Source organism: Klebsiella sp. Shm-1, from assembly GCF_040804525.1.
Lineage (GTDB): Bacteria > Pseudomonadota > Gammaproteobacteria > Enterobacterales > Enterobacteriaceae > Klebsiella > Klebsiella pneumoniae.
Genome location: NZ_CP161823.1, coordinates 295,406 through 317,760, shown reverse-complemented (window position 1 = coordinate 317,760; position 22,355 = coordinate 295,406). Strand labels below are relative to the sequence as shown.

The 22,355-nt window shown below is 60.4% G+C and carries 22 protein-coding genes; 8 read left to right on the top strand and 14 right to left on the bottom strand.

Annotation, left to right across the window (positions count from 1 at the left end; all coding sequences use genetic code 11):
- Window positions 1-67: 67 nt before the first annotated feature.
- The gene (locus AB1E37_RS01475; protein ID WP_004188289.1) at window positions 68-1,333 is read right to left on the bottom strand and encodes a 4-aminobutyrate--2-oxoglutarate transaminase; all 1,266 of its coding nucleotides are present in this window, start codon (window positions 1,331-1,333) and stop codon (window positions 68-70) included.
- Window positions 1,334-1,451: 118 nt separating this feature from the next.
- Between AB1E37_RS01475 and AB1E37_RS01470 the strand changes: the two genes are divergently transcribed.
- Window positions 1,452-2,975, top strand: coding sequence for a PLP-dependent aminotransferase family protein (locus AB1E37_RS01470; protein WP_032447926.1), 1,524 nt, complete (start codon window positions 1,452-1,454; stop codon window positions 2,973-2,975).
- 52 nt (window positions 2,976-3,027) lie between these two features.
- Here AB1E37_RS01470 and rpoH read toward each other — a convergent pair whose 3' ends face one another.
- The 4 genes from rpoH to ftsY all read right to left on the bottom strand — a co-directional run bounded on the left by rpoH (window position 3,028) and on the right by ftsY (window position 7,394).
- Entirely contained in the window at window positions 3,028-3,882 is an 855-nt protein-coding gene (gene rpoH, locus AB1E37_RS01465; RefSeq protein WP_002920815.1) for an RNA polymerase sigma factor RpoH, read from the bottom strand.
- Window positions 3,883-4,151: 269 nt separating this feature from the next.
- Window positions 4,152-5,207, bottom strand: coding sequence for a permease-like cell division protein FtsX (ftsX, locus tag AB1E37_RS01460; protein WP_004173994.1), 1,056 nt, complete (start codon window positions 5,205-5,207; stop codon window positions 4,152-4,154).
- Complete coding sequence (ftsE, locus tag AB1E37_RS01455; protein ID WP_002920817.1) at window positions 5,200-5,868, bottom strand: cell division ATP-binding protein FtsE; 669 nt, start codon at window positions 5,866-5,868, stop codon at window positions 5,200-5,202. Before ftsE ends, ftsX begins: the two co-directional genes overlap by 8 nt.
- Window positions 5,869-5,870: 2 nt before the next feature.
- Complete coding sequence (ftsY, locus tag AB1E37_RS01450; protein WP_004901121.1) at window positions 5,871-7,394, bottom strand: signal recognition particle-docking protein FtsY; 1,524 nt, start codon at window positions 7,392-7,394, stop codon at window positions 5,871-5,873.
- 182 nt (window positions 7,395-7,576) lie between these two features.
- On the opposite strand from ftsY, the gene rsmD reads away from it, so the two are divergent.
- Both rsmD and AB1E37_RS01440 read left to right on the top strand, forming a co-directional pair.
- Window positions 7,577-8,173, top strand: a complete 597-nt coding sequence (gene rsmD / locus AB1E37_RS01445; RefSeq protein ID WP_002920820.1) for a 16S rRNA (guanine(966)-N(2))-methyltransferase — start codon at window positions 7,577-7,579, stop codon at window positions 8,171-8,173.
- Complete coding sequence (locus tag AB1E37_RS01440) at window positions 8,163-8,438, top strand: DUF1145 family protein (RefSeq protein WP_002920822.1); 276 nt, start codon at window positions 8,163-8,165, stop codon at window positions 8,436-8,438. The genes rsmD and AB1E37_RS01440 overlap by 11 nt, the downstream gene beginning before the upstream one ends.
- A gap of 13 nt (window positions 8,439-8,451) precedes the next feature.
- Here the strand turns inward: AB1E37_RS01440 and AB1E37_RS01435 are convergent, their stop codons facing one another.
- Window positions 8,452-8,802: a DUF2500 domain-containing protein gene (locus tag AB1E37_RS01435; protein ID WP_004173989.1), complete on the bottom strand. Its 351-nt coding sequence runs from the start codon at window positions 8,800-8,802 to the stop codon at window positions 8,452-8,454.
- A gap of 150 nt (window positions 8,803-8,952) precedes the next feature.
- On the opposite strand from AB1E37_RS01435, the gene AB1E37_RS01430 reads away from it, so the two are divergent.
- Both AB1E37_RS01430 and zntA read left to right on the top strand, forming a co-directional pair.
- Entirely contained in the window at window positions 8,953-9,579 is a 627-nt protein-coding gene (locus tag AB1E37_RS01430; RefSeq protein WP_004173987.1) for a lysoplasmalogenase, read from the top strand.
- Between the two features lie 78 nt (window positions 9,580-9,657).
- On the top strand, window positions 9,658-11,868 hold the full coding sequence (zntA, locus tag AB1E37_RS01425; protein ID WP_085855838.1) for a Zn(II)/Cd(II)/Pb(II) translocating P-type ATPase ZntA: 2,211 nt from the start codon (window positions 9,658-9,660) through the stop codon (window positions 11,866-11,868).
- A gap of 103 nt (window positions 11,869-11,971) precedes the next feature.
- On the opposite strand, the gene tusA is transcribed toward zntA, so the two are convergent.
- Window positions 11,972-12,217: a sulfurtransferase TusA gene (gene tusA / locus AB1E37_RS01420; RefSeq protein WP_002920858.1), complete on the bottom strand. Its 246-nt coding sequence runs from the start codon at window positions 12,215-12,217 to the stop codon at window positions 11,972-11,974.
- A gap of 206 nt (window positions 12,218-12,423) precedes the next feature.
- On the opposite strand from tusA, the gene AB1E37_RS01415 reads away from it, so the two are divergent.
- Window positions 12,424-13,089: a 7-cyano-7-deazaguanine/7-aminomethyl-7-deazaguanine transporter gene (locus AB1E37_RS01415; protein ID WP_002920860.1), complete on the top strand. Its 666-nt coding sequence runs from the start codon at window positions 12,424-12,426 to the stop codon at window positions 13,087-13,089.
- Between the two features lie 73 nt (window positions 13,090-13,162).
- Window positions 13,163-13,720 (top strand): DcrB family lipoprotein, encoded by a 558-nt coding sequence (locus AB1E37_RS01410; protein WP_002920861.1) that lies wholly within the window; start codon window positions 13,163-13,165, stop codon window positions 13,718-13,720.
- Here AB1E37_RS01410 and AB1E37_RS01405 read toward each other — a convergent pair whose 3' ends face one another.
- Window positions 13,721-14,941: an MFS transporter gene (locus AB1E37_RS01405; RefSeq protein WP_032447928.1), complete on the bottom strand. Its 1,221-nt coding sequence runs from the start codon at window positions 14,939-14,941 to the stop codon at window positions 13,721-13,723. It abuts the gene before it with no gap.
- A gap of 133 nt (window positions 14,942-15,074) precedes the next feature.
- Here AB1E37_RS01405 and AB1E37_RS01400 point away from each other — a divergent pair, with 133 nt between their 5' ends.
- Entirely contained in the window at window positions 15,075-16,124 is a 1,050-nt protein-coding gene (locus AB1E37_RS01400) for an AI-2E family transporter (RefSeq protein ID WP_004145147.1), read from the top strand.
- Here the strand turns inward: AB1E37_RS01400 and arnF are convergent.
- Genes arnF through arnC form a run of 6 tightly spaced genes read right to left on the bottom strand, consistent with a single transcriptional unit; the run spans window position 16,121 to window position 22,355 of the window.
- A complete protein-coding gene (gene arnF / locus AB1E37_RS01395) occupies window positions 16,121-16,501 on the bottom strand; it encodes a 4-amino-4-deoxy-L-arabinose-phosphoundecaprenol flippase subunit ArnF (RefSeq protein WP_002920863.1) in 381 nt (126 codons plus the stop codon). The two genes, AB1E37_RS01400 and arnF, sit on opposite strands and share 4 nt — an antisense overlap.
- Window positions 16,501-16,839, bottom strand: coding sequence for a 4-amino-4-deoxy-L-arabinose-phosphoundecaprenol flippase subunit ArnE (gene arnE / locus AB1E37_RS01390; RefSeq protein ID WP_002920864.1), 339 nt, complete (start codon window positions 16,837-16,839; stop codon window positions 16,501-16,503). Before arnE ends, arnF begins: the two co-directional genes overlap by 1 nt.
- Window positions 16,836-18,491 (bottom strand): lipid IV(A) 4-amino-4-deoxy-L-arabinosyltransferase, encoded by a 1,656-nt coding sequence (arnT, locus tag AB1E37_RS01385; protein WP_004901135.1) that lies wholly within the window; start codon window positions 18,489-18,491, stop codon window positions 16,836-16,838. The genes arnE and arnT overlap by 4 nt, the downstream gene beginning before the upstream one ends.
- The gene (gene arnD / locus AB1E37_RS01380) at window positions 18,491-19,393 is read right to left on the bottom strand and encodes a 4-deoxy-4-formamido-L-arabinose-phosphoundecaprenol deformylase (RefSeq protein ID WP_004901138.1); all 903 of its coding nucleotides are present in this window, start codon (window positions 19,391-19,393) and stop codon (window positions 18,491-18,493) included. Before arnD ends, arnT begins: the two co-directional genes overlap by 1 nt.
- Window positions 19,390-21,375 carry a bifunctional UDP-4-amino-4-deoxy-L-arabinose formyltransferase/UDP-glucuronic acid oxidase ArnA gene (gene arnA, locus AB1E37_RS01375; RefSeq protein WP_004901142.1) on the bottom strand — a complete coding sequence of 662 codons (1,986 nt, stop codon included), beginning with the start codon at window positions 21,373-21,375 and terminating at the stop codon, window positions 19,390-19,392. The genes arnD and arnA overlap by 4 nt, the downstream gene beginning before the upstream one ends.
- Complete coding sequence (gene arnC, locus AB1E37_RS01370; protein WP_002921035.1) at window positions 21,372-22,355, bottom strand: undecaprenyl-phosphate 4-deoxy-4-formamido-L-arabinose transferase; 984 nt, start codon at window positions 22,353-22,355, stop codon at window positions 21,372-21,374. Before arnC ends, arnA begins: the two co-directional genes overlap by 4 nt.

Sequence of the window (22,355 nt, the reverse complement as noted above, 5' to 3'; positions counted from 1 at the left end):
TAAACAGCCGGCTGCGGCGTCCTGTTTCTGTTCGGCTTCCCTGCCGCCGCAGCCCGCCGGGGAGACGTTAGCTCTTCAGTACGCGCGCCAGAATATCCAGCGCTTTCGAGAACTGGGCATCCGGAATCGTCAGCGGATACAGGAAGCGGATCACGTTGCCGTAGACGCCACAGCTCAGCAGCAGCAGGCCGTTCTCCTGCGCTTTCTGTTGCACCTGGCGGGTGAACTCCGGCGACGGCTCGCCAGTTTGCGGATCGTTAAACTCCACTGCCACCATCGACCCCCGGCCGCGGACATCAACGATCGCCGGGCAGGTAGCGCGCGCCTGGTTGAGCACTTCCTGCAGATGGCTACCCAGCTGTTCAGCGCGCTGGCACAGCTGCTCTTCGGCAATGACATCCAGCACCGCGTGCGCCGCGGCCACCGCCAGCGGGTTACCGGCATAGGTTCCGCCCAGCCCGCCTGGGGCTGGCGCATCCATCACCTCGGCGCGACCGACAACGCCCGACAGCGGGAAACCGCCGGCGAGGCTTTTCGCCATCGTCATCAGATCCGGTTTCACCTCATAGTGCTGCATAGCGAACAGCTTGCCGGTGCGGGCGAAACCGGTCTGCACTTCATCGGCGATCAGCAGAATGCCGTGGGTATCGCACAGGTCGCGCAGCGCCTGCATAAAATCGGCCGGCGCGACGTTAAAGCCGCCTTCCCCCTGGATCGGCTCGAGAATGATGGCCGCTACCTGGTCCGGCGCAATATCCGCTTTGAAAATGCGCTCCAGGCTTTTCAGCGCATCCGCGGTGGTCACGCCATGCGCCGCATTGGGGTAAACGCCGTGATACACCGAGCCCGGGAACGGCCCGAAGCCGATTTTGTAGGGCGCGACCTTACCGGTGAGGGCCATGGTCATAAAGGTACGGCCGTGGAAGCCGCCGCCGAAGGTAATCAGCCCCGGACGACCGGTGTAAGCGCGGGCGATTTTCACCGCGTTCTCGACCGCTTCCGCGCCGGTGGTGAAGAAAGCCGTTTTTGCCGGCCCGTCAATTGGCGCCAGATCGTTGATACGCTCCGCCAGCGAAACATAGCTTTCGTACGGCACAATCTGATAGGCGGTGTGGGTGAACGCCTGCAGCTGCTCGGCTACCGCGGCGACCACTTTCGGATGGCGGTGACCGGTATTTAACACGGCGATCCCGGCGGCGAAATCGATCACCTCATTGCCTTCGATATCCCACAGCGTGGCGTTTTCCGCCTTCTCGACAAAGTAGTTACACATTACGCCTACGCCGCGCGGCGTCGCCTGCTGGCGACGTTGATTCAGTTCTGAGCTTTTCACCTGCGAATCTCCTGTCGTGTATGTCACGTTATCGCAACAAATTAGAAACGATGTCGTTTATTTACACAGGAGTTGGCCCTATAATCGAGTACCAATTTTGAATATCTGAGGGATCCAATTGCGTTCGCTGGTGGGTGACCTGGTGCTGGTCCGTCTGCAGGAAGAGCGGGATCCTCTTCTGCACAAACGCTTATATAACGCGCTGCGCCGCGCGATCCTCGACGGTTCGCTGGCGCCTCAAAGCCGTCTGCCGCCGTCGCGGGACCTGGCGGGCGAACTTGGCGTGTCAAGAAACACCATATTAACAACTTATGAACAATTGCTGGCGGAAGGATATGTGGTTTCCCGTCGGGGAAGCGGAACATTCGTTGCCCAAACCGCCCCTGAGAGCTCATTGACGGCTAAAGAAGAGCGGGAAAACAACAGTCTTGCGGCACCGACGGCGCATCTTTCACACCGAGGCCAGCATCTGCTCGGCCAGGTCAGCGCCAGCCCGCGCCAGTGGGGAGCGTTTATACCCGGCGTGCCGGACGTTAACGCCTTCCCCCACCCGCTGTTCAGTAAGATCCAGGCCCGCATCAGCCGTCGGCCCAAACCGGAGCGGCTCAGCTATAGCTGCAACGGCGGCACTCCGGAACTGCAGCAGGCGCTGGTGGATTATCTGCGCGTGTCGCGCGGCGTCCACTGTCAGTCAGATCAAATTCTTATCACCGAGGGGATCCACCAGGCGATCGATCTGGTCACCCGCATGCTGTGTGATAACGGCGATCTGGCGTGGGTGGAGGAGCCTTCCTACTGGGGGATCCGCCACGTGCTGGCGATGAACGACGTTCGGGCAGAGCCCCTGACCGTCGATGCCAACGGCCTGTGCCCGCCGGAGACGGTTGACGATGCGCCGAGGCTGATCTTCGTTACGCCTTCCCACCAGTATCCGCTGGGCGCGGTGATGAGCCTTGAGCGCCGCCAGCGCCTGCTGGCGCTCGCCCGTCAGCAGGGGAGCTGGATCGTCGAAGATGATTATGACAGCGAGTTTCGCTTTTCCGGTCAGCCGATCCCCGCCCTGCAGGGTCTGGTCGCCGACGCCCCGGTGGTCTATATCGGCACCTTCAGCAAGACGCTCTATCCCGGCCTGCGTCTGGGCTACGTGGTGATCCCGCGGCCGCTGGTCAGCGACCTGAAGCACGCCCATGCCGAGCTTTACCGCGGCGGCCATTCGCTGATCCAGATGGCGCTGGCGGAGTTTATTACCGCCGGCCACTATTCGGCCCATATCCGCCGTATGCGGCTGCTCTACAGCCGTCGCCGCGCCTTTTTAACTGAGCTTATCCAGCAGCACTGTATGCCGTACGCCCTGTCTGACTTCAGCGATAATGCCGGGCTGCATTTGATCCTCAATTTGCCCGCAGAGGCTGACGATGTGGCGATCGCCAGAGAGGCCAATGCGCGGCACATTCTGGTGCGGCCGCTGTCGCGCTACTACCTGACGGCGGCGCGCAAGAAAGGATTACTGATGGGATTCGCCAGCCAGCCCGAAGAGCAGATGGCGTCGGCGTTCAGCGTCTTACTCGGCTGCCTGCAGACGCACTGCCCGCAGATGCTCCTGCTCCGGGAGGACGCAGAAAAACAAAACGCCCCAACCTGAGGCGGGGCGTTATCGGGGAGCCTGATATCAGGTATCAGGCAGGCGTGGCGTATCAGGCTTCGATAGCGGCACGCAGTTTTTTCATGGCGTTCTTTTCCAGCTGACGCACGCGCTCTGCGGAGACGCCGTAGCGGTCGGCCAGTTCCTGCAGCGTGGACTTGTTATCTTCGTCCAGCCAGCGGGCGCGGATGATGTCCTGGCTACGCTCGTCCAGGCCCTGCATCGCGTCAGTCAGCTTATTCGCCGCCTGCTCTTCCCAGTTATCGTCTTCGATGCCGTCGGCAAAGTTAGACGTTTTGTCCTGCAGATACAGGACCGGCGCCATCGGCTGGCTGTCGGACTCATCGTCGGACGACATGTCGAAGGTCATGTCCTGGGCCGCCATACGGGATTCCATCTCGCGGACGTCTTTGCTCGACACGCCCAGCTCACGGGCTACCATTTCCACTTCATCCTGGTTGAACCAACCCAAACGCTGTTTGGTTTTACGCAGGTTAAAGAACAGCTTACGCTGTGCTTTGGTGGTAGCGACCTTCACAATACGCCAGTTGCGCAGCACGTATTCGTGAATTTCGGCTTTAATCCAGTGCACGGCGAAGGAGACCAGGCGCACACCCACTTCCGGGTTGAAGCGACGCACGGCTTTCATCAGGCCGATATTGCCTTCCTGGATCAGATCCGCCTGCGGCAGGCCATAGCCCGAGTAGTTACGAGCAATGTGAACAACAAAGCGCAGGTGAGACAGAATCAGCTTTTTCGCTGCTTCCAGATCGCCCTGGTAATGCAGCTTTTCAGCAAGCTCCCGCTCTTCATCAGCCGACAGCATCGGCCAAGTGTTAGCGGCCCGGATGTACGATTCCAGGTTACCAACGGGGGCTAAAGCTAAAGTTTGCATTTCTTTGGTCATTCAAATCCTCTCAATTGATATCTTCTGACGCGTTCTTGTCCCCATCAGGCAACAAGCATGCCAGCATTCATGAGCAACGAGAATATCACTCACATTAGTATCAGACAGTGATTTTATCCACAAGTTCCATGCAACGGTGTGAATAAATTACGCACAAAATGTGACACCACGATGAAAAAGTGAGGGCAGGAAAAGGGGAACAAGCTTGCGGTATCTTTCCCTGCGAACAGGAACTCATTGCAGCAGGGAAAGATTATATCACGCTTTTATTAATCGGGAGTAAAGTGACGTAAATGTTGCACTGTCGCCAGCCAGGCGGCTACCCACCCGATCATCGAGCAGACGATCAACATCAACAGACACTCGTCGAAGCCTAAGCCGCTCAGCTCAAACTGGGTGCCGAAGACTTTCGCCACTTCGGTCACCGCCGACGAGAGGCGCATTACCAGAATCTCCGACAGGATCAGCGATAAAAACGCGCCGGAAAAGCCCAGCATCGCTCCGCCGTAGAGGAACGGACGCAGGATAAAGCCGTCGGTGGCGCCGATAAGCTTCTGAACGTTAATGGTATCGCGGCGGGCGAAGATGCTCAGGCGCACGCTGTTGCCGATCACCAGGAACACCGCCGCCACCATCAGCACGCCGATCATCGCCGACACGCGTCCTACCAGCCCGGTGAGCGAAGAGAGACGGGCAAACCAGCTGTCGTCCATCCGCACTTCATCGACCCCCTGGATCCGCGTTACCCGATCGCGCAGGGTATTCAGCGCCTCGGTGCTCTGGAAATCCAGCTTCGGCACCACGATGGCGACCGCCGGCAGCGGGTTCTCCTCCAGCATATCCAGGGCGCCGCCAAAGCCTGACCAGTTACGGAACTCCCCCAGCGCCTCGTCACGGGACAAATAGTTTACCTTGTCGACGCCCTGCTCCGCCTGCAGCTGGCCCACCACCCGCGCCGCGGCATCGTCATCCAGCGTTTTTTCCAGATAAACGGTGATCTGCGGCGAGGGATAATACTGGGACGCCGCGCTGCTGACGTTTTTGTAGACCATGTAGCAGACGCTTGGCAGGGTCAACGAAATGGCGATGACCATTACCGTCAGGAAGGTCGCCAGCGGCGTGCTTTTTAGATCCTGCAGCGCGCCGTGCCAGGCATAGCGCACCTGCTCGTTGAATACGTTGCTCTTACGCGAGGCCGGGTTAGGCGCCGCTTTCGGCCGTTTTGGCGCATTGCGCCCGCCGCCGCCGCCGCCCGCGGCGTTGCGCAGGCGATCGAACTTGCTGCCGAACTGGCGAATCTGGTTCATTGCGTCGCGCTTATTCACCCCGAATGCCTCCATGCAGATGGCCGTCGCTAAGCGTCAGCACGCGGTACGGACGACTGGAGATAAGCCCCAGATCGTGCGTGGCCATCAGTACCGTCACCCCGACGCGGTTAAACTCTTCAAACAGACGTAAAATCCCCTCCGAGAGCGCCTCGTCGAGGTTGCCGGTCGGTTCATCCGCCAGCAGCACCGCCGGCTTGTTGACCACCGCGCGAGCGATTCCCACGCGCTGCTGCTCACCGCCGGAGAGCTGAATGGGAAAATTCTTCGCTTTGTCCAGCAGGCCAACCTTGTCCAGCGCCGCCGAGACGCGACGACGAATATCATCGCCGCTGGCGCCGGCGATAATCAGCGGGATCGCCACGTTGTCATACACGGTACGATCCATCAGCAAATGGTGGTCCTGGAAAATCATACCGATCTGGCGGCGCAGGAACGGCACCTCACGGCTCTTCAGACGGCTGATTTCATGACCGCTGAAGAAGATTTTCCCGGCGCTGGGCCGTTCGATACCACAGATAAGCTTCAGCAGGGTACTCTTCCCTGCGCCGGAATGGCCGGTCAGAAACGCCATCTCGCCCGGCTGCAGGTGGAAGGTCACCCCCTGCAGCGCTTGTCTCCCACCGAGATAGGCTTTGCTGACTTGTTCAAAGCGAATCATTCTTAATCCTCTCGGGCAAAAAGTGCCTCAATAAAGTCGCCCGCATTAAACGGACGCAGATCCTCAATACGCTCGCCGACGCCAATATAGCGAATCGGAATGCCGAACTGATCGGCCACCGAGAAGATCACGCCGCCTTTGGCGGTGCCGTCCAGCTTGGTCAAAGTGATCCCGGTCAAACCTACCGCCTCATGGAACAGTTTGGCCTGGCTAATAGCATTCTGCCCGGTGCTGGCGTCAATGGTTAACATCACCTCGTGCGGCGCGTCGACGTCCAGCTTTTTCATTACCCGGACAATCTTCTTCAGCTCTTCCATCAGGTGCGATTTATTTTGCAAACGCCCGGCGGTATCGGCAATCAGTACGTCAACATGGCGCGCCTTCGCCGCCTGAATGGCGTCGAAAATCACCGAGGCGGAGTCGGCGCCGGTGTGCTGGGCGATCACCGGGATATTATTACGCTGGCCCCAGACCTGCAGCTGTTCCACCGCCGCCGCACGGAAGGTATCCCCCGCCGCCAGCATCACCGACTTACCCTGCTGTTCAAACTGACGCGCCAGCTTGCCGATGGTAGTGGTTTTCCCCACCCCGTTCACACCGACCATCAGAATAACAAATGGCGTTTTGCCTTCAACGTTCAGCGGCTCGTCTACTTTGGCGAGAATCTCGCCCATCTCTTCTTTCAGCAGGCCGTACAGCGCTTCCGCATCGCGCAGCTGCTTACGGCTGGCGCCTTCCGTCAGGTTGGTAATGATCTTGCGGGTGGTTTCCACCCCGACGTCGGCGATCAGCAGCTGTTCTTCCAGCTCTTCAAACAGATCATCGTCGATCTTCTTACCGCGGAACAGGCTGATAAATCCGGAACCGAGATTTTGCTTCGTTTTCAGCAGGCTACGTTTGAGGCGGGCGAAGAAACCTTCTTTTGTCGGTTTTTCCTGCTCCTGAGCCAGCGCTTCAAGCGGCGCCTCGTCCTCGGGCGCCGGCACCACTACCGCCGCCTCTTCTGCCGCTTCGGCCGCCAGCGCCTGCGCTTCCAGCTCTTCATCGCTTAACGGCGCGTCCTCTTCGGGCGCTTCTGTCTCCTGCGGCTGGACAACGATGCCTTCCACAGGCTGCTCTGCTACGGCTTCCGCCACCACCGGTTCGGCGATAACCTCTTCCGCCAGCGGCTCAACCACCGCAGGCTGTTCAGGCGGTTCGCTGACCGCGGGCTCCGGTTCAACAACAGGCGTTTCTTCGGTCAGAACAGGCGTTTCCACCCACTCTTCTTCCTGCGCGCTGGCAGGCTCCGCGAGGTGCGCTTTTTCGCTTTCGACCACCGTCTCGGTCACTTCGACGACGTCTTCGGCAAACGCCTCCGGGTCTACTTTCGGCGCGCTCGGCTCAGCAGGGGTTTCAACCGCCGGTATCTCTTCGGCAACCGCTTGCTGTTCTTCTACTTTTTGCTCAGTCTCGGTTTCCTGTGCCTGTTCTTTCTGTCCAAAGCCCAGCCAGGAAAAGAAGCCACGTTTTTTCTCTTTTGCCATTTGCGACCACACTCCTCGCTGTTTATTCATGGCGCAGCTTCATCAGAAGCTGAAAAAATGATGAAATTAGTTGGATAGTCTATCACTTAACTTAACTCGCAGCACCGCCCCCGGATTAAGGTTTCGTCAACCGCCGTCGATCGCTAGAATAGCAGGCTGGAAGTTGAGACTTGAGCAGAGAGATGAAAAAACCAAACCACGCGGGCAGCGGCCAGATCCGCATCATCGGCGGGCAATGGCGCGGCCGTAAATTACCGGTGCCGGAGAGCCCGGGCCTGCGGCCGACCACCGACCGGGTTCGCGAAACCCTTTTTAACTGGCTGGCGCCGTCCATTGTTGACGCGCACTGCCTCGATTGCTTTGCCGGCAGCGGCGCGCTGGGGCTGGAAGCGCTGTCCCGCTATGCGGCCAGCACCACGCTGCTGGAGATGGAGCGCGGCGTAGCCCAGCAGCTGCAAAAAAATCTCGCCACCCTGAAAGCGGATCGCGGCAAGGTGATCACCACCAACACCCTCAGCTTCCTGAGCCAGCCGGGGACCCCGCACCAGATCGTGTTCGTCGACCCGCCGTTCCGTCAGGGGCTGCTGGAGGAGACGCTACGTCTGCTGGAGACACAAGGCTGGCTGGCCGATGAGGCCCTGGTGTACGTCGAAAGCGAAGTCGAAAACGGCTTACCGCCGGTGCCGGCTAACTGGCAATTGTATCGTGAAAAAGTGGCCGGACAGGTCGCCTACCGTCTTTACCAACGTGAGGCCCAAGGAGAGCACCATGCTGATTAATTTAGGCCGCCTGCTGATGCTGTGCGTCTGGGCCTTTCTGTTATTGAATCTGTTTCAGCCCTTCCCGAAGCCGCTGAATATCTTTGTCAACGTCGCGCTGATTTTCATGATCCTGATGCACGGTCTGCAGCTGACGCTGCTCAAGGCGACGCAGCCGAAAGAGGCGCCGCCGCTGAGCCGCTTTGAGCAAATCCGCATTTTTATTTTCGGCGTGTTTGAGCTCGTCGCCTGGCAGAAAAAACTGAAGGCGACGCTGAAAAAATAGTCCTGAAAAGGGCTCAGGGATCGGGCGTAAACGCCACGAACGCTGTGCCCTTATAACTCAACATTCCGCGATCGCCGACGCTCAGCGCGTGATATTGCGGCGCGTCAAGGCGAAACACCACCTCCAGACCACCGTTTTCGGGGCGAAAGCTCGCTTCATAGCGCATCTCACTGCCTGCAGGCGTCACCGTCTGCTGCCGCGAGCGCCGATCGTTAATCACTTTTTCCCGTTTATTGCTGACGATAACCCGCTTTTGTAGCAACGGCGCGGCGTCATTCGCCTGTTTCTCACGGCGCTGCTGGACATAGCGAAACGAAGCCGCCACCACAATCACCGCGACGACCAGAACAAAAAAGAGGGGCATTTTACTCATTAGGGTTACCCATAAAAAATATCAGGAATCAGCATACTGCGTCGGGAATAACATTGTCATCTGCTACGCCAAACCACTACACTGAGTAGTAGCATCACGCATCCGTAACTTTCTTTATGATAACAGATACAGGGACTTACTATGCTTTGGTCATTTATTGCTGTCTGTTTCTCCGCATGGCTTTATGTCGATGCATCCTATCGTGGGCCGGCATGGCGACGCTGGGTTTTTAAACCTGTCACCCTGATTCTGTTGCTGTTACTGGCTTGGCAGGCGCCGATGTTCAATGCCATCAGCTATCTGGTGCTGGCTGGCCTGTGCGCCTCGCTGCTCGGCGACGCCCTGACCCTGCTGCCGCGCCAGCGGGTGATGTACGCGGTGGGCGCTTTCTTCCTGTCACATCTGCTGTATACCATCTGGTTCGCCAGCCAGCTGACGCTGTCGTTCTTCTGGCCGCTGCCGCTGGTGCTGCTGGTATTCGGCGCCCTGCTAATGGCGGTGATCTGGAGTCGGCTGGAAGAGATGAAAATGCCGGTGCTGACCTTTATCGGAATGACGCTGGTAATGGTCTGGCTGGCCGGTGAGCTGTGGTTTGCCCGCCCCACCAACACCGCGCTGTCCGGTTTCGCCGGCGCAGCCCTGCTGCTGCTGAGCAATGCCGTGTGGCTGGTGAGCCACTATCGTCGCCGCTTCCGCGCCGATAACGCCATCGCCGCCGCGTTCTACTTTGCCGGCCACTTCCTGATCGTGCGCGCGCTGTACCTGTAATTTAGTCCTTGACTCTGGAGTCGACTCCAGAGTGTATCCTACGGCTAATGAGAAAATTATCATTTCCCGGAGGGTGCCATGTCGACTCCAGACACGCAGGATAAAAAAGTCCCACAATTCTCGTCTTTCACCATGCGGCCAGCAACCGCCCCGGCGGAGAGCTGCTGTACAGATCACGTCTGCGCCACAGAGTCCGCCCCTGCCGCCGAAGCGCTTAGCGACGCCCGCTATAGCTGGCAAGTTGATGGCATGGACTGCGCCGCCTGCGCCCGCAAGGTGGAAACCGCGGTCCGTCAGGTGCCCGGGGTCAGTCAGGTCCAGGTGCTGTTCGCCACAGAAAAGCTGCTGGTTAACGCCGAGGGCGATGTCCGCGCTCAGGTTGAGAACGCGGTCCGCCAGGCGGGGTATACGCTGCGCGATGCCGATGCTCCCGCAGCTAAGCAAACCCGAGGGTCGCTGCTGCGCGACAATCTGCCGTTACTGACGCTGGTTATCATGATGGCCTTGAGCTGGGGGCTGGAGCAGGCCAACCACCCTGCCGGTCAGTTGGCCTTTATTGCCACCACCCTGGTTGGCCTGTGGCCGGTTGCTCGCCAGGCGCTGCGCCTGATCAAGAGCGGGAGCTGGTTCGCCATTGAAACGCTGATGAGCGTCGCCGCCATCGGGGCGCTGTTTATCGGCGCCACCGCGGAGGCGGCGATGGTGCTGCTGCTGTTCCTGATCGGCGAGCGTCTCGAAGGCTGGGCCGCCAGCCGCGCACGGCAGGGGGTGAGCGCGCTGATGGCGCTGAAGCCCGACACCGCCATCCGTCTGCGCAACGGCGTGCGGGAAACCGTCGCCCAGCGCGACCTGCGTCCCGGAGATGTGATTGAAGTGGCTGCCGGCGGGCGTCTGCCGGCGGATGGACAACTGCTGTCGCCGTTTGCCAGCTTTGATGAAAGCGCCCTGACCGGCGAGTCGGTGCCGGTGGAGCGTCAGGCCGGGGAACGGGTAGCGGCGGGCGCCACCAGCGTCGATCGCCTGGTGCAGCTTACCGTGATATCCGAACCGGGCGACAGCGCCATCGACCGCATCCTGAAGCTGATTGAAGAGGCTGAGGAGCGTCGGGCGCCAATCGAGCGCTTCATCGACCGCTTCAGCCGGATCTACACCCCGGCCATTATGGTCGTGGCCTTGTTGGTCGCCATTGTCCCGCCGCTGTTCTTCGCCAGCGCCTGGCTGCCGTGGATTTATAAAGGGCTGACGCTGCTGCTGATCGGCTGTCCGTGCGCGCTGGTCATCTCCACGCCGGCGGCCATCACCTCCGGCCTGGCGGTCGCCGCCCGCCGCGGGGCGCTAATCAAAGGCGGCGCGGCGCTGGAGCAGCTGGGCCAGGTGCGCCAGGTGGCGTTCGATAAAACCGGCACCCTGACCGTCGGCCAGCCGCAGGTGACTTCGGTTATTGCCACGGCCAAAGTTGACGACAACGCGCTGCTGGCGCTGGCGGCGGCGGTGGAGCAAGGCTCCAGCCACCCGCTGGCGCAGGCTATCGTCCGTGAAGCGCAGCGGCGTCAGCTGAGCATTCCGCTTGCCAGCGGCCAGCGGGCGCTGGCGGGCTCTGGTATCGAAGCCGAAGTCAACGGCAGCCGCATCCTGATCTGCGCCGCCAGCAAAGCCGCCCCGGCAGAGCATGAGGCGCAGATCCAGCAGCTGGAAAGCGCCGGGCAAACGGTAGTGCTGGTAATGCGCGGCGAGACGCTGTTCGGCATTCTGGCGCTGCGCGATACCCTGCGCGACGACGCGCGTCAGGCGGTGGATGCTTTGCATCAGTTGGGCGTTCAGGGGGTGATCCTTACCGGGGATAACCCGCGCGCCGCGGCGGCCATCGCCAGCGAACTGGGGCTGGAATTCCGCGCCGGTCTGCTACCGGCGGACAAGGTCAACGCGGTGATAGCGCTGAATGCCGACGCGCCGCTGGCGATGGTCGGGGACGGTATCAACGACGCGCCGGCGATGAAAGCGGCCACCATCGGCATCGCCATGGGCAGCGGAACCGACGTGGCGCTGGAGACGGCCGACGCCGCGCTGACCCATAACCGTCTGACCGGCCTGGCGCAGATGATTTCCCTGGCGCGCGCCACCCACGCCAATATCCGCCAGAACATCGCGATTGCCTTAGGGCTGAAGGGGATTTTCCTCGTCACCACCCTGCTCGGCCTGACCGGTCTGTGGCTGGCGGTGCTGGCGGATACCGGCGCCACCGTGCTGGTAACGGCTAACGCGCTGCGGTTATTGCGTAAGAAGTTGTAGCATCGATACCGGCTTCCCTGCTCGCGCTACGCTTAGCAGGGCTACGGTTCCAGACCGTCGGGTAGCCCGGATAAGGCGCTACGCGCCGCCATCCGGGAGAGGCTCAGTGGCTTTTGCGGATCAGGTAGCGGTACGGCAGGGCTTCGGTTTCCTGGGCCACCAGCTCATGCTCCATAAAGCGGCAGAATCCCGGGATATCGCGGGTGGTGGCCGGATCGTCAGCAATAATCAGCAGCGTCTCGCCCACCGGCATCGTCCGCACGGTTTTACGCACCATCATGACCGGCTCCGGGCAGCGGAGTCCCAGGGCATCCAGGGTGTGGTCAGGAGTGGAGAAAAGTTCGCTCATTTCAGTCTCACGTCAATAAAACGGCCCTAGTTTACCCCCTGCTCGCCAGTACGCAAGCCAGGTTAACGTTTGCGCGAAAAACAACCATTGCATTACGCCGGCAACGCAGTATCATGCAGCCGTTTTTAATTGGGTTCCCTCACCCCAACGTTCCGCTGCCGATTGCTCATTCACCTGAAGCATGACGGGCATAAAAAGGTCACAATATGAATCCGTTTACTACCGTACAGCGCAAAAAAGCGCTCGTCTGGCTTTCGCTATTTCATTTGCTGGTCATCACCTCCAGCAACTATCTGGTTCAGCTGCCGATCTCCATCTTTGGTTTCCATACCACCTGGGGCGCGTTTAGTTTTCCGTTTATTTTCCTCGCCACCGACCTGACGGTGCGAATTTTTGGCGCCCCGCTGGCGCGACGCATCATTTTCGCGGTGATGGTCCCGGCGCTGGCCATTTCTTACGGCATCTCCGCGCTGTTCTACATGGGCGAATGGCAGGGCTTTGCCGCGCTGGGCACCTTTAATCTCTTCGTCGCGCGCATCGCCGTCGCCAGCTTTATGGCCTATGCGCTGGGGCAGATCCTCGACGTTCACGTCTTTAACCGCCTGCGGCAGAGCCGCCGCTGGTGGTTGGCCCCTACCGCCTCGACGCTGTTCGGCAACATCAGCGATACCGTGGCGTTTTTCTTTATCGCTTTCTGGCGCAGCCCGGACCCGTTTATGGCCGCCCACTGGGGGGAAATCGCCCTCGTCGACTACAGCTTTAAAGTGCTTATCAGCATCATTTTCTTCCTGCCGATGTACGGCGTGCTGTTAAATATGCTGTTGAAAAGACTGGCGGATAAATCTGATTTGTCGGCATTACAGCCGAGTTAAAGGTACTCGCGGGCTGATGTGTTAAGATAGCCGGATGAGCCATTAGTGGCCGTTTATCGAAAGGAAGATGTCAATGCGCAATTTGGTTAAATATGTCGGTATTGGCCTGCTGGTGATGGGGCTTGCCGCCTGCGATAACAGCGATTCAAAAGCGCCAACCGTTGGCGCAGCAGCGGAGAGCAATGCCAGCGGCCAGGCAATCAGCCTGCTGGATGGCAAGCTGAGCTTCACCCTGCCTGCGGGCATGGCCGACCAGAGCGGCAAACTGGGTACCCAGGCGAACAATATGCACGTCTACTCTGACGCTACCGGCCAGAAAGCGGTCATCGTCATCGTCGGCGACAGCACCAATGAAGATCTGGCGGTGCTGGCGAAACGCCTGGAAGATCAGCAGCGCAGCCGCGACCCGCAGCTGCAGGTGGTAAGCAATAAACCGCTGGAGATTAAAGGCCATACCCTGCAGCAGCTGGACAGCATCATCTCCGCCAAGGGGCAGACCGCCTGGTCTTCCGTGATCCTCGGCAAAGTGGATGACAAGCTGCTGACCCTGCAGGTCACCCTGCCGGCGGATAACCAGCAGCAGGCGCAGACCGAAGCGGAAAGCATCATCAACACCCTCACCATCCAGTAATTACTGGCCTGGTGCGCTGGCCTCCGGTTCGCTAACCGGGGGCCGTTTTTTTAGCCGCCAGCCCAACAGCAGCGCCGCCATCACCAGCCCCGCCGCGGCGAGATAAATCATCGAGATCCCGGTCCACGCCATCAGCAATCCGGCCAGCGGCCCGCTGACGCCCAACGACAAATCCATAAACACGGTATAGGTCGCCAGCGCCGACCCCTGATTGTGCTGCGGCACCGCTTTCACCGCCACCACGCCCAGCGCCGGAAAGACCAGCGAAAAGCCAGCCCCGGTAAGCAAAGTACCGATTTTCGCCATCATCGGCGTATCGGCAAAGCCGACCAGCAGCAGGCCGATCGCCTCCACGCTAAAGCAGAGCATCGCCACGTTCAGCCCGCCGAGTCGGTTAATGGCGTTGGGAAACAGCAGCCGCGAGCCAACGAACGCGCAGCTGAATAATGTCAGCGCGAAAGCCGCGCCGTCCCAACCTTTGGCGTCATAAAATAGCGTGATAAAGGTGGCGATCACCCCAAAGCCGGCGGAGGCCAACGCCAGCGCCATGCCGTAGGGCCAGACCCGGCCGAGCACCGCGCGAAACGACATCGCTTTGCCTTTGGCAGCCTTCACCGCCGCGCGGGGCAGCGCGCAGAGGATAGCCACCAGCGCTACCGCCATAATGACCCCGGCCAGACCGCTGAGGCCAATGTGCGAATAGCACAGCACGCCGAGCGGCGCGCCCATCGCCATCGCCCCATAGGTCACAATCCCGTTCCACGAGATCACCCGCCCGATATGCAGCGAACCGACCACGCCGACGCCCCACAGCGTCGAGCCTGTGCCGGCGAAGCTCTGGCCGATACCAAGGATCACCCGTCCGAGGCATAGCAGCAGCAGGCTAATCAGTGGCCAGCCGCTGCCCCAGGCGGCCAGCAGATAGCTTAAACCGCTCAAAAAGCAGCCGCCGAGGCCGAAGACGACAATCTTTTTGGGCCCCAGCAGGTCGGCATAGCGCCCGGCATGCGGGCGGCTGAGCAGCGTGGCGAAATATTGCAGGCTAATCACCAGCCCGGCCCAGAAAGCGCTAAAGCCCATGACATCATGAACATAGCCGGGCAGCACCGCCAGCGGCAGGCCGATGGTGAGGTAGCTGGCAAAGTTAAAGATAACGACAGAGACAATCCGCAGATTGAGGCGCAGTCCATTAAGCGCCGGTTCGGCGACGGGTTCGGGCATCAGGTTCCACCAGATTTCGACAACCAGCTTTCACTATTACCACGCTGTCGGCGGAAAAGCAGCCCTCCTTTCGGAATATTGGCAGTCGGCGAACCGCTACACTTATCTGGCGCGACTCATAAAAGGAATACCTATGTCCCCTCCGCAGGCTGATAAAGCCGGGCTTCATATTTTACTTAAGCTGGCGGCGCTGGTGATTATCCTCGCCGGGATCCACGCCGCCGCCGATATCCTGGTGCAGCTGCTGCTGGCGCTGTTTTTCGCTATTGTTCTCAACCCGCTGGTCACCTGGTTCATTCGCCGCGGGGTGCGGCGTCCGTTCGCCATTACCCTGGTGGTGACGGCGATGCTGGTGATGCTCACCGCGCTGCTCGGCGTGCTGGCGGCGTCGCTCAATGACTTTGTCGCCATGCTGCCCGATTTCAACCGCGCCCTGACGCGCAAGATCCTCCAGCTCCAGGAGTATCTCCCCTTCCTTAATCTGCATATCAATCCGGAGCGGATGCTGCGGCGCATGGATTCAGAACGGCTGATGACCTGGGCCACGACGCTGATGACCCAGCTTTCCGGGGCGATGGCCAGCATCGTGCTGCTGGTGATGACGGTGATCTTTATGCTGTTTGAGGTTCGCCACCTGCCCTACAAACTGCGTTTTGCCCTCAATAACCCGCGCCTGCATATCGCCGGATTGCACCGGGCGCTGAAAGGCGTCACCCATTATCTGGCGCTGAAGACGCTGATTAGCCTGTGGACCGGGCTGATTGTCTGGCTGGGGCTGCTGGCGATGGGGGTACAGTTCGCCCTGATGTGGGGGGTGCTGGCGTTTTTGCTGAACTATGTGCCGAACATTGGCTCCGCCATCTCCGCTATCCCCCCCATGCTGCAGGCGCTGCTGTTCAGCGGCATTTATGAGTGCCTGTTGGTAGGGGCGCTGTTTCTGGTGGTGCATATGGTGCTGGGCAACATGGTGGAGCCGCGCATGATGGGCCACCGGCTGGGGATGTCGACCCTGGTGGTGTTCCTGTCGTTGTTGGTCTGGGGCTGGCTGCTGGGGCCGGTGGGAATGCTGCTCTCGGTGCCGTTAACCAGCGTCTGTAAAATCTGGATGGAAACCACCGTCGGGGGCAGCAAGCTGGCGATCCTGCTCGGCCCGGGCCGTCCCAAAAGCCGGCTCCCCGGCTAGCGGCGTTTCACCGGCCAGAAGATGGTCAATACGCCGGCGACGATGATCGCCACACCCAGCAGCGATTGCCAGTAGAACGGCTCATGCCAGCCGGGCAGCCAGATGGCGGCGGCCCACACGAGGATATAGCTCAGGCTCAGTAGCGCATACGCTTTCGACAGCGGCAGGCGATGGAGGGCAAAGTACCAGCAGACCATCGACAGCAGGTAGCCCAGCAGGCCGAAAAACAGGCCGAAAGTCCCGGGCTGGAAATGCAGCAGATGCTGGAGAAATGCCACAATATCGGTCAGCGGCGGCAAGGCCACCATGGCGCTGCGCAGCAGCAACTGCGCGGCGCTGACGAGGCCGACGCTGAGTAATGCCCAGAAAAAGCCCATCAGACGCTGGTCCCCAGAATGACAATGCCCACGACGATCAACCCGACGCCAAGCCAGTGGCGACGGGCGACCGGCTCATGCCAGATGCCCCAGCCCGCGAGGGTAACCCAGACGAAATTCAGGCTCAGCATCGGATAGGCGATGCTGACCGGAATAGACTGCAGGACGCTCAGCCACAGCAGCATGCCGCAGCCCAGACATAACAGCGCCATCCCCAACCAGAAGAGTATATGGCGACTCCGCCGTCCGCGACGGGACGGGCGGGTCGCCTGTTTCTGGCAGAGCTGTCCGGCGCAGCTCAGCAGGCTGGCGCACACCAGACAGATCCAGACGCTCATTGCGGCAGGTACTGAAGGAAAACGACCCGGCCCAGCTCGTAGGCGTTATCCGGCTTCGGTAACGGTAAGTCGAGCATACTCTCTCCTTTATCCATCAACAGCACCAGCGAGACCGGCCCCTGCTGACGATGCGCGGCCAGCCAGTCGGCAAAACCGGCCTGGCTGACAAAGCTTCCCTGAGCATCCGGCCAGTCGAGACCGTACTTCAGCTCACCCTGTTTGTCGAACATAATAATATCGCTTCGCTTCAGCTCCCAGGCCAGGCCGCCGGCGATCCCAACGTTGTTGGTCAGGACGTAACGGCTGGGCTGCAGGGATTCGCTGACGATATCCACGAGGAACTGCGGCTGTTTGCTGTCGATAACCCGGTCCGGGATGGCGAAGCCCACCAGCAGCGCCAGGCCGAGCGGACAGAGCGCGGCGAGGCTCCAGCGGCGGCCAGAGTCTTTCATCGCCAGCCAGCCCATCAGCGCCCAGACGGCAAAAGCGATCGCCGCCAGCAGACATTTATACAGCTCAATCTTGGTCCACACCGGCTTATGCATGAAGCCCCACGGCGAGACCACCAGCACGGCGATAAGCCCCAGCAAACCAACGCCCAGGTTGATCATCCCGTTGATGCGCAACGCTTTCGCGCCGGTCTTTGCGGCCTCCAGCGCGTAGCGGGCCATCAGGATCGACAGCGGCGCAAAGCACGGCAGAATATAGGTCGGCAGTTTGCCTTTGGCGATACTGAAGAACAGGAACGGCATCGCCACCCAACCCAGCAGATACAGCGCGCCGCGGGCCTCATCGCGCTCAAGCCAGCCGCGCTTTAGCGCCCCCGGCAGCAGGGCCAGCCACGGCAGACTGCCGGCGATCAGGAACGGGATGTAGTACCAGAACGGCGCTTTGTGCTGGGCGTCTTTTTCAGCAAAACGCTGAATATGCTCGACCCAGAAGAAGTAGCGCCAGAAGTCCGGCTCGCGCTGAGCGATAGCCAGCCCCCAGGGCAGCACCACCAGCGTACAGACGATTACCGCCAGCCAGCCGTAGGTCAGCACTTCACGCCAGCGTTTACGGGCGATCACCCACGGCAGAACGCCCACCACCGGCACCGCCAGCGCCAGGAAGCCCTTGGTCATCACCCCCATCCCGCAGGCGACGCCCAGCAGCACGTAGCCCAGTATTTTGCCGCTGCGGCTGTGCGCCTGCACCGCGCCCCAGAAGCTGCACATCGCCAGCGCCAGCCACAGGGTGATCATCGGGTCCAGCACCGCATAGGTGCCAATCGCATACACCAGCATCGCGGTGAGGAAGATAATCGGCGACAGGATAGCTACCCGCTTATCACGAAAGATCCGCCACGCCAGCCAGGCCACCAGCAGGGCGGTCATGGTGATGGCGAAGACCGACCCGAAGCGTACGCCGAAGTTATTATGGCCAAACAGCCACTGACCGATACTGTTGATCCAGTAACCGGCAATCGGTTTTTCGAAGTAGCGCAGGCCGAGAAAATGCGGTACCACCCAGTCGCCGGTGGCCAGCATTTCACGGCTGATCTCCGCGTAGCGGGTTTCGTCGGGTTGCCAGAGCAAACGGAAATTGAGCGGCAGCAGATAATACAGCGCAAACAGCGCAATCAGAGAGACGCCATAGCGAATGCTTTTCATCAAACACCCGAAGTCAGTAATTGTTCACGTCCGAGCCAGCCTTCCCGGCCAGCCAGTTCACCACGAACCACTTTGCCTGAGGGCAGCTCGCTAAAGTCAGCGGGCAGCAGCTGGCTCAGTGGGCAAAACTGAATTTCCTCTTCCGCCGCCATGGTCAGCAGTTCATTGAACTGATCGGCGTAAGCAATACCTTCCACTTCGGCGTGAATGGTATAGACCGGCACGCCCGGGTCGCGATGGATGCAGTCGAGCAGGTAGCGGTTAAAGCCGGCGATATCGACCGCCGTGCCCACCGCCTCATCCCAGGTCGGCAGCGTGACCGGGATCTGCACCGTACCGAACGTGCCGCTACCGAGCTGGGGCAGGAACGGCCGCGTGCCGCGACAGTCGCTGTTGTAGAGAAAATCGAAGGATTCTTTGGCTTTGACCACCCGCTGATCGGCGCGCCAGCCGGCGACGGCCGAGCAGGTCACCGGCCGGCCGATGATGCGCTCGAGCTCCAGCAGGCCGCGCTCAACCTCCAGCGCCAGCCGTTCCTGCGGCCAGACGCCGCTCCACGCCTGCCAGCTGTAGTGGTCCCAGGCGTGCAGGCCGACTTCATGAGATTCGGCGGCGGCGCGGATCACCGCTTCGTTCCCTGCTCCGATGCGGCGCCCCGGCCAGGCGGTGCCGGCCAGCAGAATATCCCAGCCGTACAGCGAGGCGGCTCTGGAACGCAGCATCTTCCACAGAAACTTCGGTTTTACCAGGCGCCACAGGTGGCGCCCCATATTGTCCGGCCCGACGCTGAAGAAGAAGCTTGCCTGGATCCCATGCCGGCCCAGCAGCTCCAGCAGCCGCGGAACGCCGTCCCGCGTGCCGCGAAAGGTATCGACATCTATGCGTAAGCCGACCTGTTTCATGGATTTTTATCGTCCACCAGTTCAACCGTGCGCAGGAAGAAGTCCAGCGTGTGTTCGACCGTTTCTTCCATCTCCACCTTCGGCTCCCAGTTCAGGCAGCGTTTGGCGTTGCGGATGCTCGGCTTACGATGCTCAACGTCCTGGTAGCCCTTTCCGTAGTAATCGCTGCTTTCCACTTCACGGAAGCCGGCGAACGGCGGGAAGCGATCGCGCAGCGGATGACGTTCGAAGCAGGCGAGCAGCATTTCGGCCAGCTCTTTGATGCTCGCTTCGTTATCCGGGTTACCGATGTTAATGATCTGCCCGTCGCAGCGGCCGTCTTTGTTCTCGATGATGCGGAACAGCGCTTCGATACCGTCGCTGATGTCGGTGAAGCAGCGCTTCTGCTTGCCGCCTTCGATAAGCTTGATCGGCGACCCTTCCACCAGGTTGAGGATCAGCTGAGTGATGGCGCGGGAGCTACCGATACGCGCGGCATTAAGGTTATCCAGCCGCGGCCCCATCCAGTTGAACGGACGGAAAAGGGTGAACTTCAGGCCGTTCTTATCGCCATAGGCCCAGATCACGCGATCGAGCAGTTGCTTGGAGACCGAGTAGATCCAGCGCTGTTTGTTGATCGGCCCCACCACCAGGTTGGAGCTATCTTCGTCGAAATTTTTGTCGGTGCACATGCCGTACACTTCCGAGGTCGACGGGAAGATAATGCGCTTATTGTATTTTACGCAGTCGCGGATGATTTTCAGGTTCTCTTCGAAATCCAGCTCGAACACGCGCAGCGGGTTGCGGGTGTATTCGATAGGCGTGGCGATGGCCACCAGCGGCAACACCACGTCGCATTTCTTAATGTGATACTCGATCCACTCAGAGTGAATGCTGATATCGCCTTCCACAAAGTGGAAACGCGGACAGTCGAGAAAACGGCTGATGGCGTCGGAGCCGATATCCAGACCGTAAATCTCATAGTTGTCGTCCTGCAGCAGGCGCTCGGTCAGGTGGTTACCGATAAAGCCGTTGACGCCGAGGATCAGCACCCGGGTGCGACGCTTAATCGCCACCACCGGTTTGCTGCTGATCACCGCCCCGGACACCAGGCCCAGCGCCTGCGCCAGCTGAGCGCCCTGCATGTACACGCCGCGTTCGGTCTGGCCGGTGACAATCTCCAGCGCCCCGTCCTGGCACGCGACGATCAGCGGCGCAATGGAGATCACGGTGCCCGGTTTAGCTGCTGGCAAATCGTGGCGAACGCGGGATTTCCAGACGATAAACTTGTTCGCTCCGGCGTAGCCGAAGGCGCCCGGCCACGGATCCGAGACCGCACGCACCAGATTGTGCAGGGTCTGCGCCGGCAGCTCCCAGTCCAGCCGGCCATCTTCCGGGGTACGACGCCCCACATAGGTTGCCTGGCTGTGATCCTGCGGACGCTCATCGGTGGTGCCGGCGAGGATCGCCGGCAGCGCCCGGCTCAGCAGCTCAGTGGCGGCAGCGCACAGCTTACGATGCAGCGTCAGGGCGGCGTCATCCGCGCCAATCGCCACGGCCTGCTGGGCGACGATATCGCCAGCGTCTGCGCGGTTCACCATCCGGTGCAGGGTGACGCCGGTTTCGCTTTCGCCATTGACCAGCACCCAGTTCAGCGGCGCGCGGCCGCGATATTTTGGCAGCAGCGAACCGTGCAGGTTGAACGCCCCTTTCGGCGCCAGATTGAGGATCTCATCGCCCAGCAGGTTGCGATAGTAGAAGGAGAACAGCACGTCCGGCTTCATCTCGCGGATACGCTCAATCCACAGCGGATGGTTCACGTCTTCCGGCGCCCACACCGGAATACCCTGCTCGGCGGCAAGGCGCGCCACGGAGCCAAAGAAATGGTTTTCGCCAGGGTTATCCGGGTGGGTGAAAATAGCAGCGATATCATACCCGGCGTCCAGCAGGGACTGGATACCGGTGCAGCCCATATCGTGATAAGCGAAGACTACGGCTTTCATGAACGATCTTCCTCTTTAGATGCCGTTTCCGGCTGGCGAACAACACGTTGAATAAAGTAGCGGGGGCGGGCGCGCACGTCGTTATAGATGCGGCCGATATACTCCCCGAGCAGGCCCATACCGACAAACTGGGCGCCGATGAACATGAACAGCACGGCGAAGAGCATAAACACCCCTTCCGCCGCCCACTGCGGGCCGAAGGCCAGACGCAGCACCACCAGCAGCAGGCCGAAGGCGAAGCCCAGCAGGGCAATCACGCTGCCGAAAATGCTGAGCAGACGCAGCGGCGTGGTGGTCAGACAGGTCACCAGGTCGTACATCAGGTTGATCAGGCGCATAAAGCTGTATTTGGAGTCGCCGAATTCGCGCTCGGCGTGCATCACCGGGATCTCCACCGCGCGCCGGGCGAAGGTATTCGCCAGGATCGGGATAAAGGTGCTGCGCTCATGGCAGTTGAGCATGGCGTCGATGATATGGCGGCGGTAAGCGCGCAGCATGCAGCCGTAGTCGCCCATCGCTTTGCCGGTGGTGCGCTGGATCAGGCGGTTGATCATCTTCGACGCGGTTTTACGGAAGATGCTGTCCTGACGGTTCTGGCGGACGGTGCCCACCACGTCGTAACCTTCATCAGCCTTCGCCACCAGCCGCGGGATCTCCTCCGGCGGGTTTTGCAGGTCGGCGTCGAGGGTAATAATCAGATCGCCGGTTACATGGCTGAAGCCGGCCATGATCGCCGAGTGCTGGCCGTAGTTACGGTTTAACAGCACGGCGACGACGTGGCTGCCTTCCGCCTCGGCGGCTTCGGTGAGCATGCGCGCGGAATCGTCGCTGCTGCCATCGTCGATCAACAGAATTTCATATTGCCGCCCCAGGGTGGCGCAGGCGGCATCCGTACGACGAAGCAGTTCCGGCAGGCTATCCTGTTCGTTATAAACCGGGATAACCACCGAGACCTTCTTCACGGGAGGGTAAGTAAGCAT

What these genes read in the sequence shown, in the direction of transcription:
- AB1E37_RS01430 (WP_004173987.1), top strand. Translation starts at nt 8,953, where the DNA reads ATGCTTTGGTCATTTATTGCTGTCTGTTTCTCCGCATGGCTTTATGTC.
- zntA (WP_085855838.1), top strand. Translation starts at nt 9,658, where the DNA reads ATGTCGACTCCAGACACGCAGGATAAAAAAGTCCCACAATTCTCGTCT.
- rpoH (WP_002920815.1), bottom strand. Translation starts at nt 3,882, where the DNA reads ATGACCAAAGAAATGCAAACTTTAGCTTTAGCCCCCGTTGGTAACCTG.
- ftsE (WP_002920817.1), bottom strand. Translation starts at nt 5,868, where the DNA reads ATGATTCGCTTTGAACAAGTCAGCAAAGCCTATCTCGGTGGGAGACAA.
- ftsY (WP_004901121.1), bottom strand. Translation starts at nt 7,394, where the DNA reads ATGGCAAAAGAGAAAAAACGTGGCTTCTTTTCCTGGCTGGGCTTTGGA.
- AB1E37_RS01415 (WP_002920860.1), top strand. Translation starts at nt 12,424, where the DNA reads ATGAATCCGTTTACTACCGTACAGCGCAAAAAAGCGCTCGTCTGGCTT.
- arnC (WP_002921035.1), bottom strand. Translation starts at nt 22,355, where the DNA reads ATGCTTACTTACCCTCCCGTGAAGAAGGTCTCGGTGGTTATCCCGGTT.
- AB1E37_RS01410 (WP_002920861.1), top strand. Translation starts at nt 13,163, where the DNA reads ATGCGCAATTTGGTTAAATATGTCGGTATTGGCCTGCTGGTGATGGGG.
- AB1E37_RS01405 (WP_032447928.1), bottom strand. Translation starts at nt 14,941, where the DNA reads ATGCCCGAACCCGTCGCCGAACCGGCGCTTAATGGACTGCGCCTCAAT.
- arnT (WP_004901135.1), bottom strand. Translation starts at nt 18,491, where the DNA reads ATGAAAAGCATTCGCTATGGCGTCTCTCTGATTGCGCTGTTTGCGCTG.
- rsmD (WP_002920820.1), top strand. Translation starts at nt 7,577, where the DNA reads ATGAAAAAACCAAACCACGCGGGCAGCGGCCAGATCCGCATCATCGGC.
- AB1E37_RS01440 (WP_002920822.1), top strand. Translation starts at nt 8,163, where the DNA reads ATGCTGATTAATTTAGGCCGCCTGCTGATGCTGTGCGTCTGGGCCTTT.
- arnD (WP_004901138.1), bottom strand. Translation starts at nt 19,393, where the DNA reads ATGAAACAGGTCGGCTTACGCATAGATGTCGATACCTTTCGCGGCACG.
- tusA (WP_002920858.1), bottom strand. Translation starts at nt 12,217, where the DNA reads ATGAGCGAACTTTTCTCCACTCCTGACCACACCCTGGATGCCCTGGGA.
- AB1E37_RS01435 (WP_004173989.1), bottom strand. Translation starts at nt 8,802, where the DNA reads ATGCCCCTCTTTTTTGTTCTGGTCGTCGCGGTGATTGTGGTGGCGGCT.
- arnE (WP_002920864.1), bottom strand. Translation starts at nt 16,839, where the DNA reads ATGAGCGTCTGGATCTGTCTGGTGTGCGCCAGCCTGCTGAGCTGCGCC.
- AB1E37_RS01400 (WP_004145147.1), top strand. Translation starts at nt 15,075, where the DNA reads ATGTCCCCTCCGCAGGCTGATAAAGCCGGGCTTCATATTTTACTTAAG.
- arnA (WP_004901142.1), bottom strand. Translation starts at nt 21,375, where the DNA reads ATGAAAGCCGTAGTCTTCGCTTATCACGATATGGGCTGCACCGGTATC.
- arnF (WP_002920863.1), bottom strand. Translation starts at nt 16,501, where the DNA reads ATGGGCTTTTTCTGGGCATTACTCAGCGTCGGCCTCGTCAGCGCCGCG.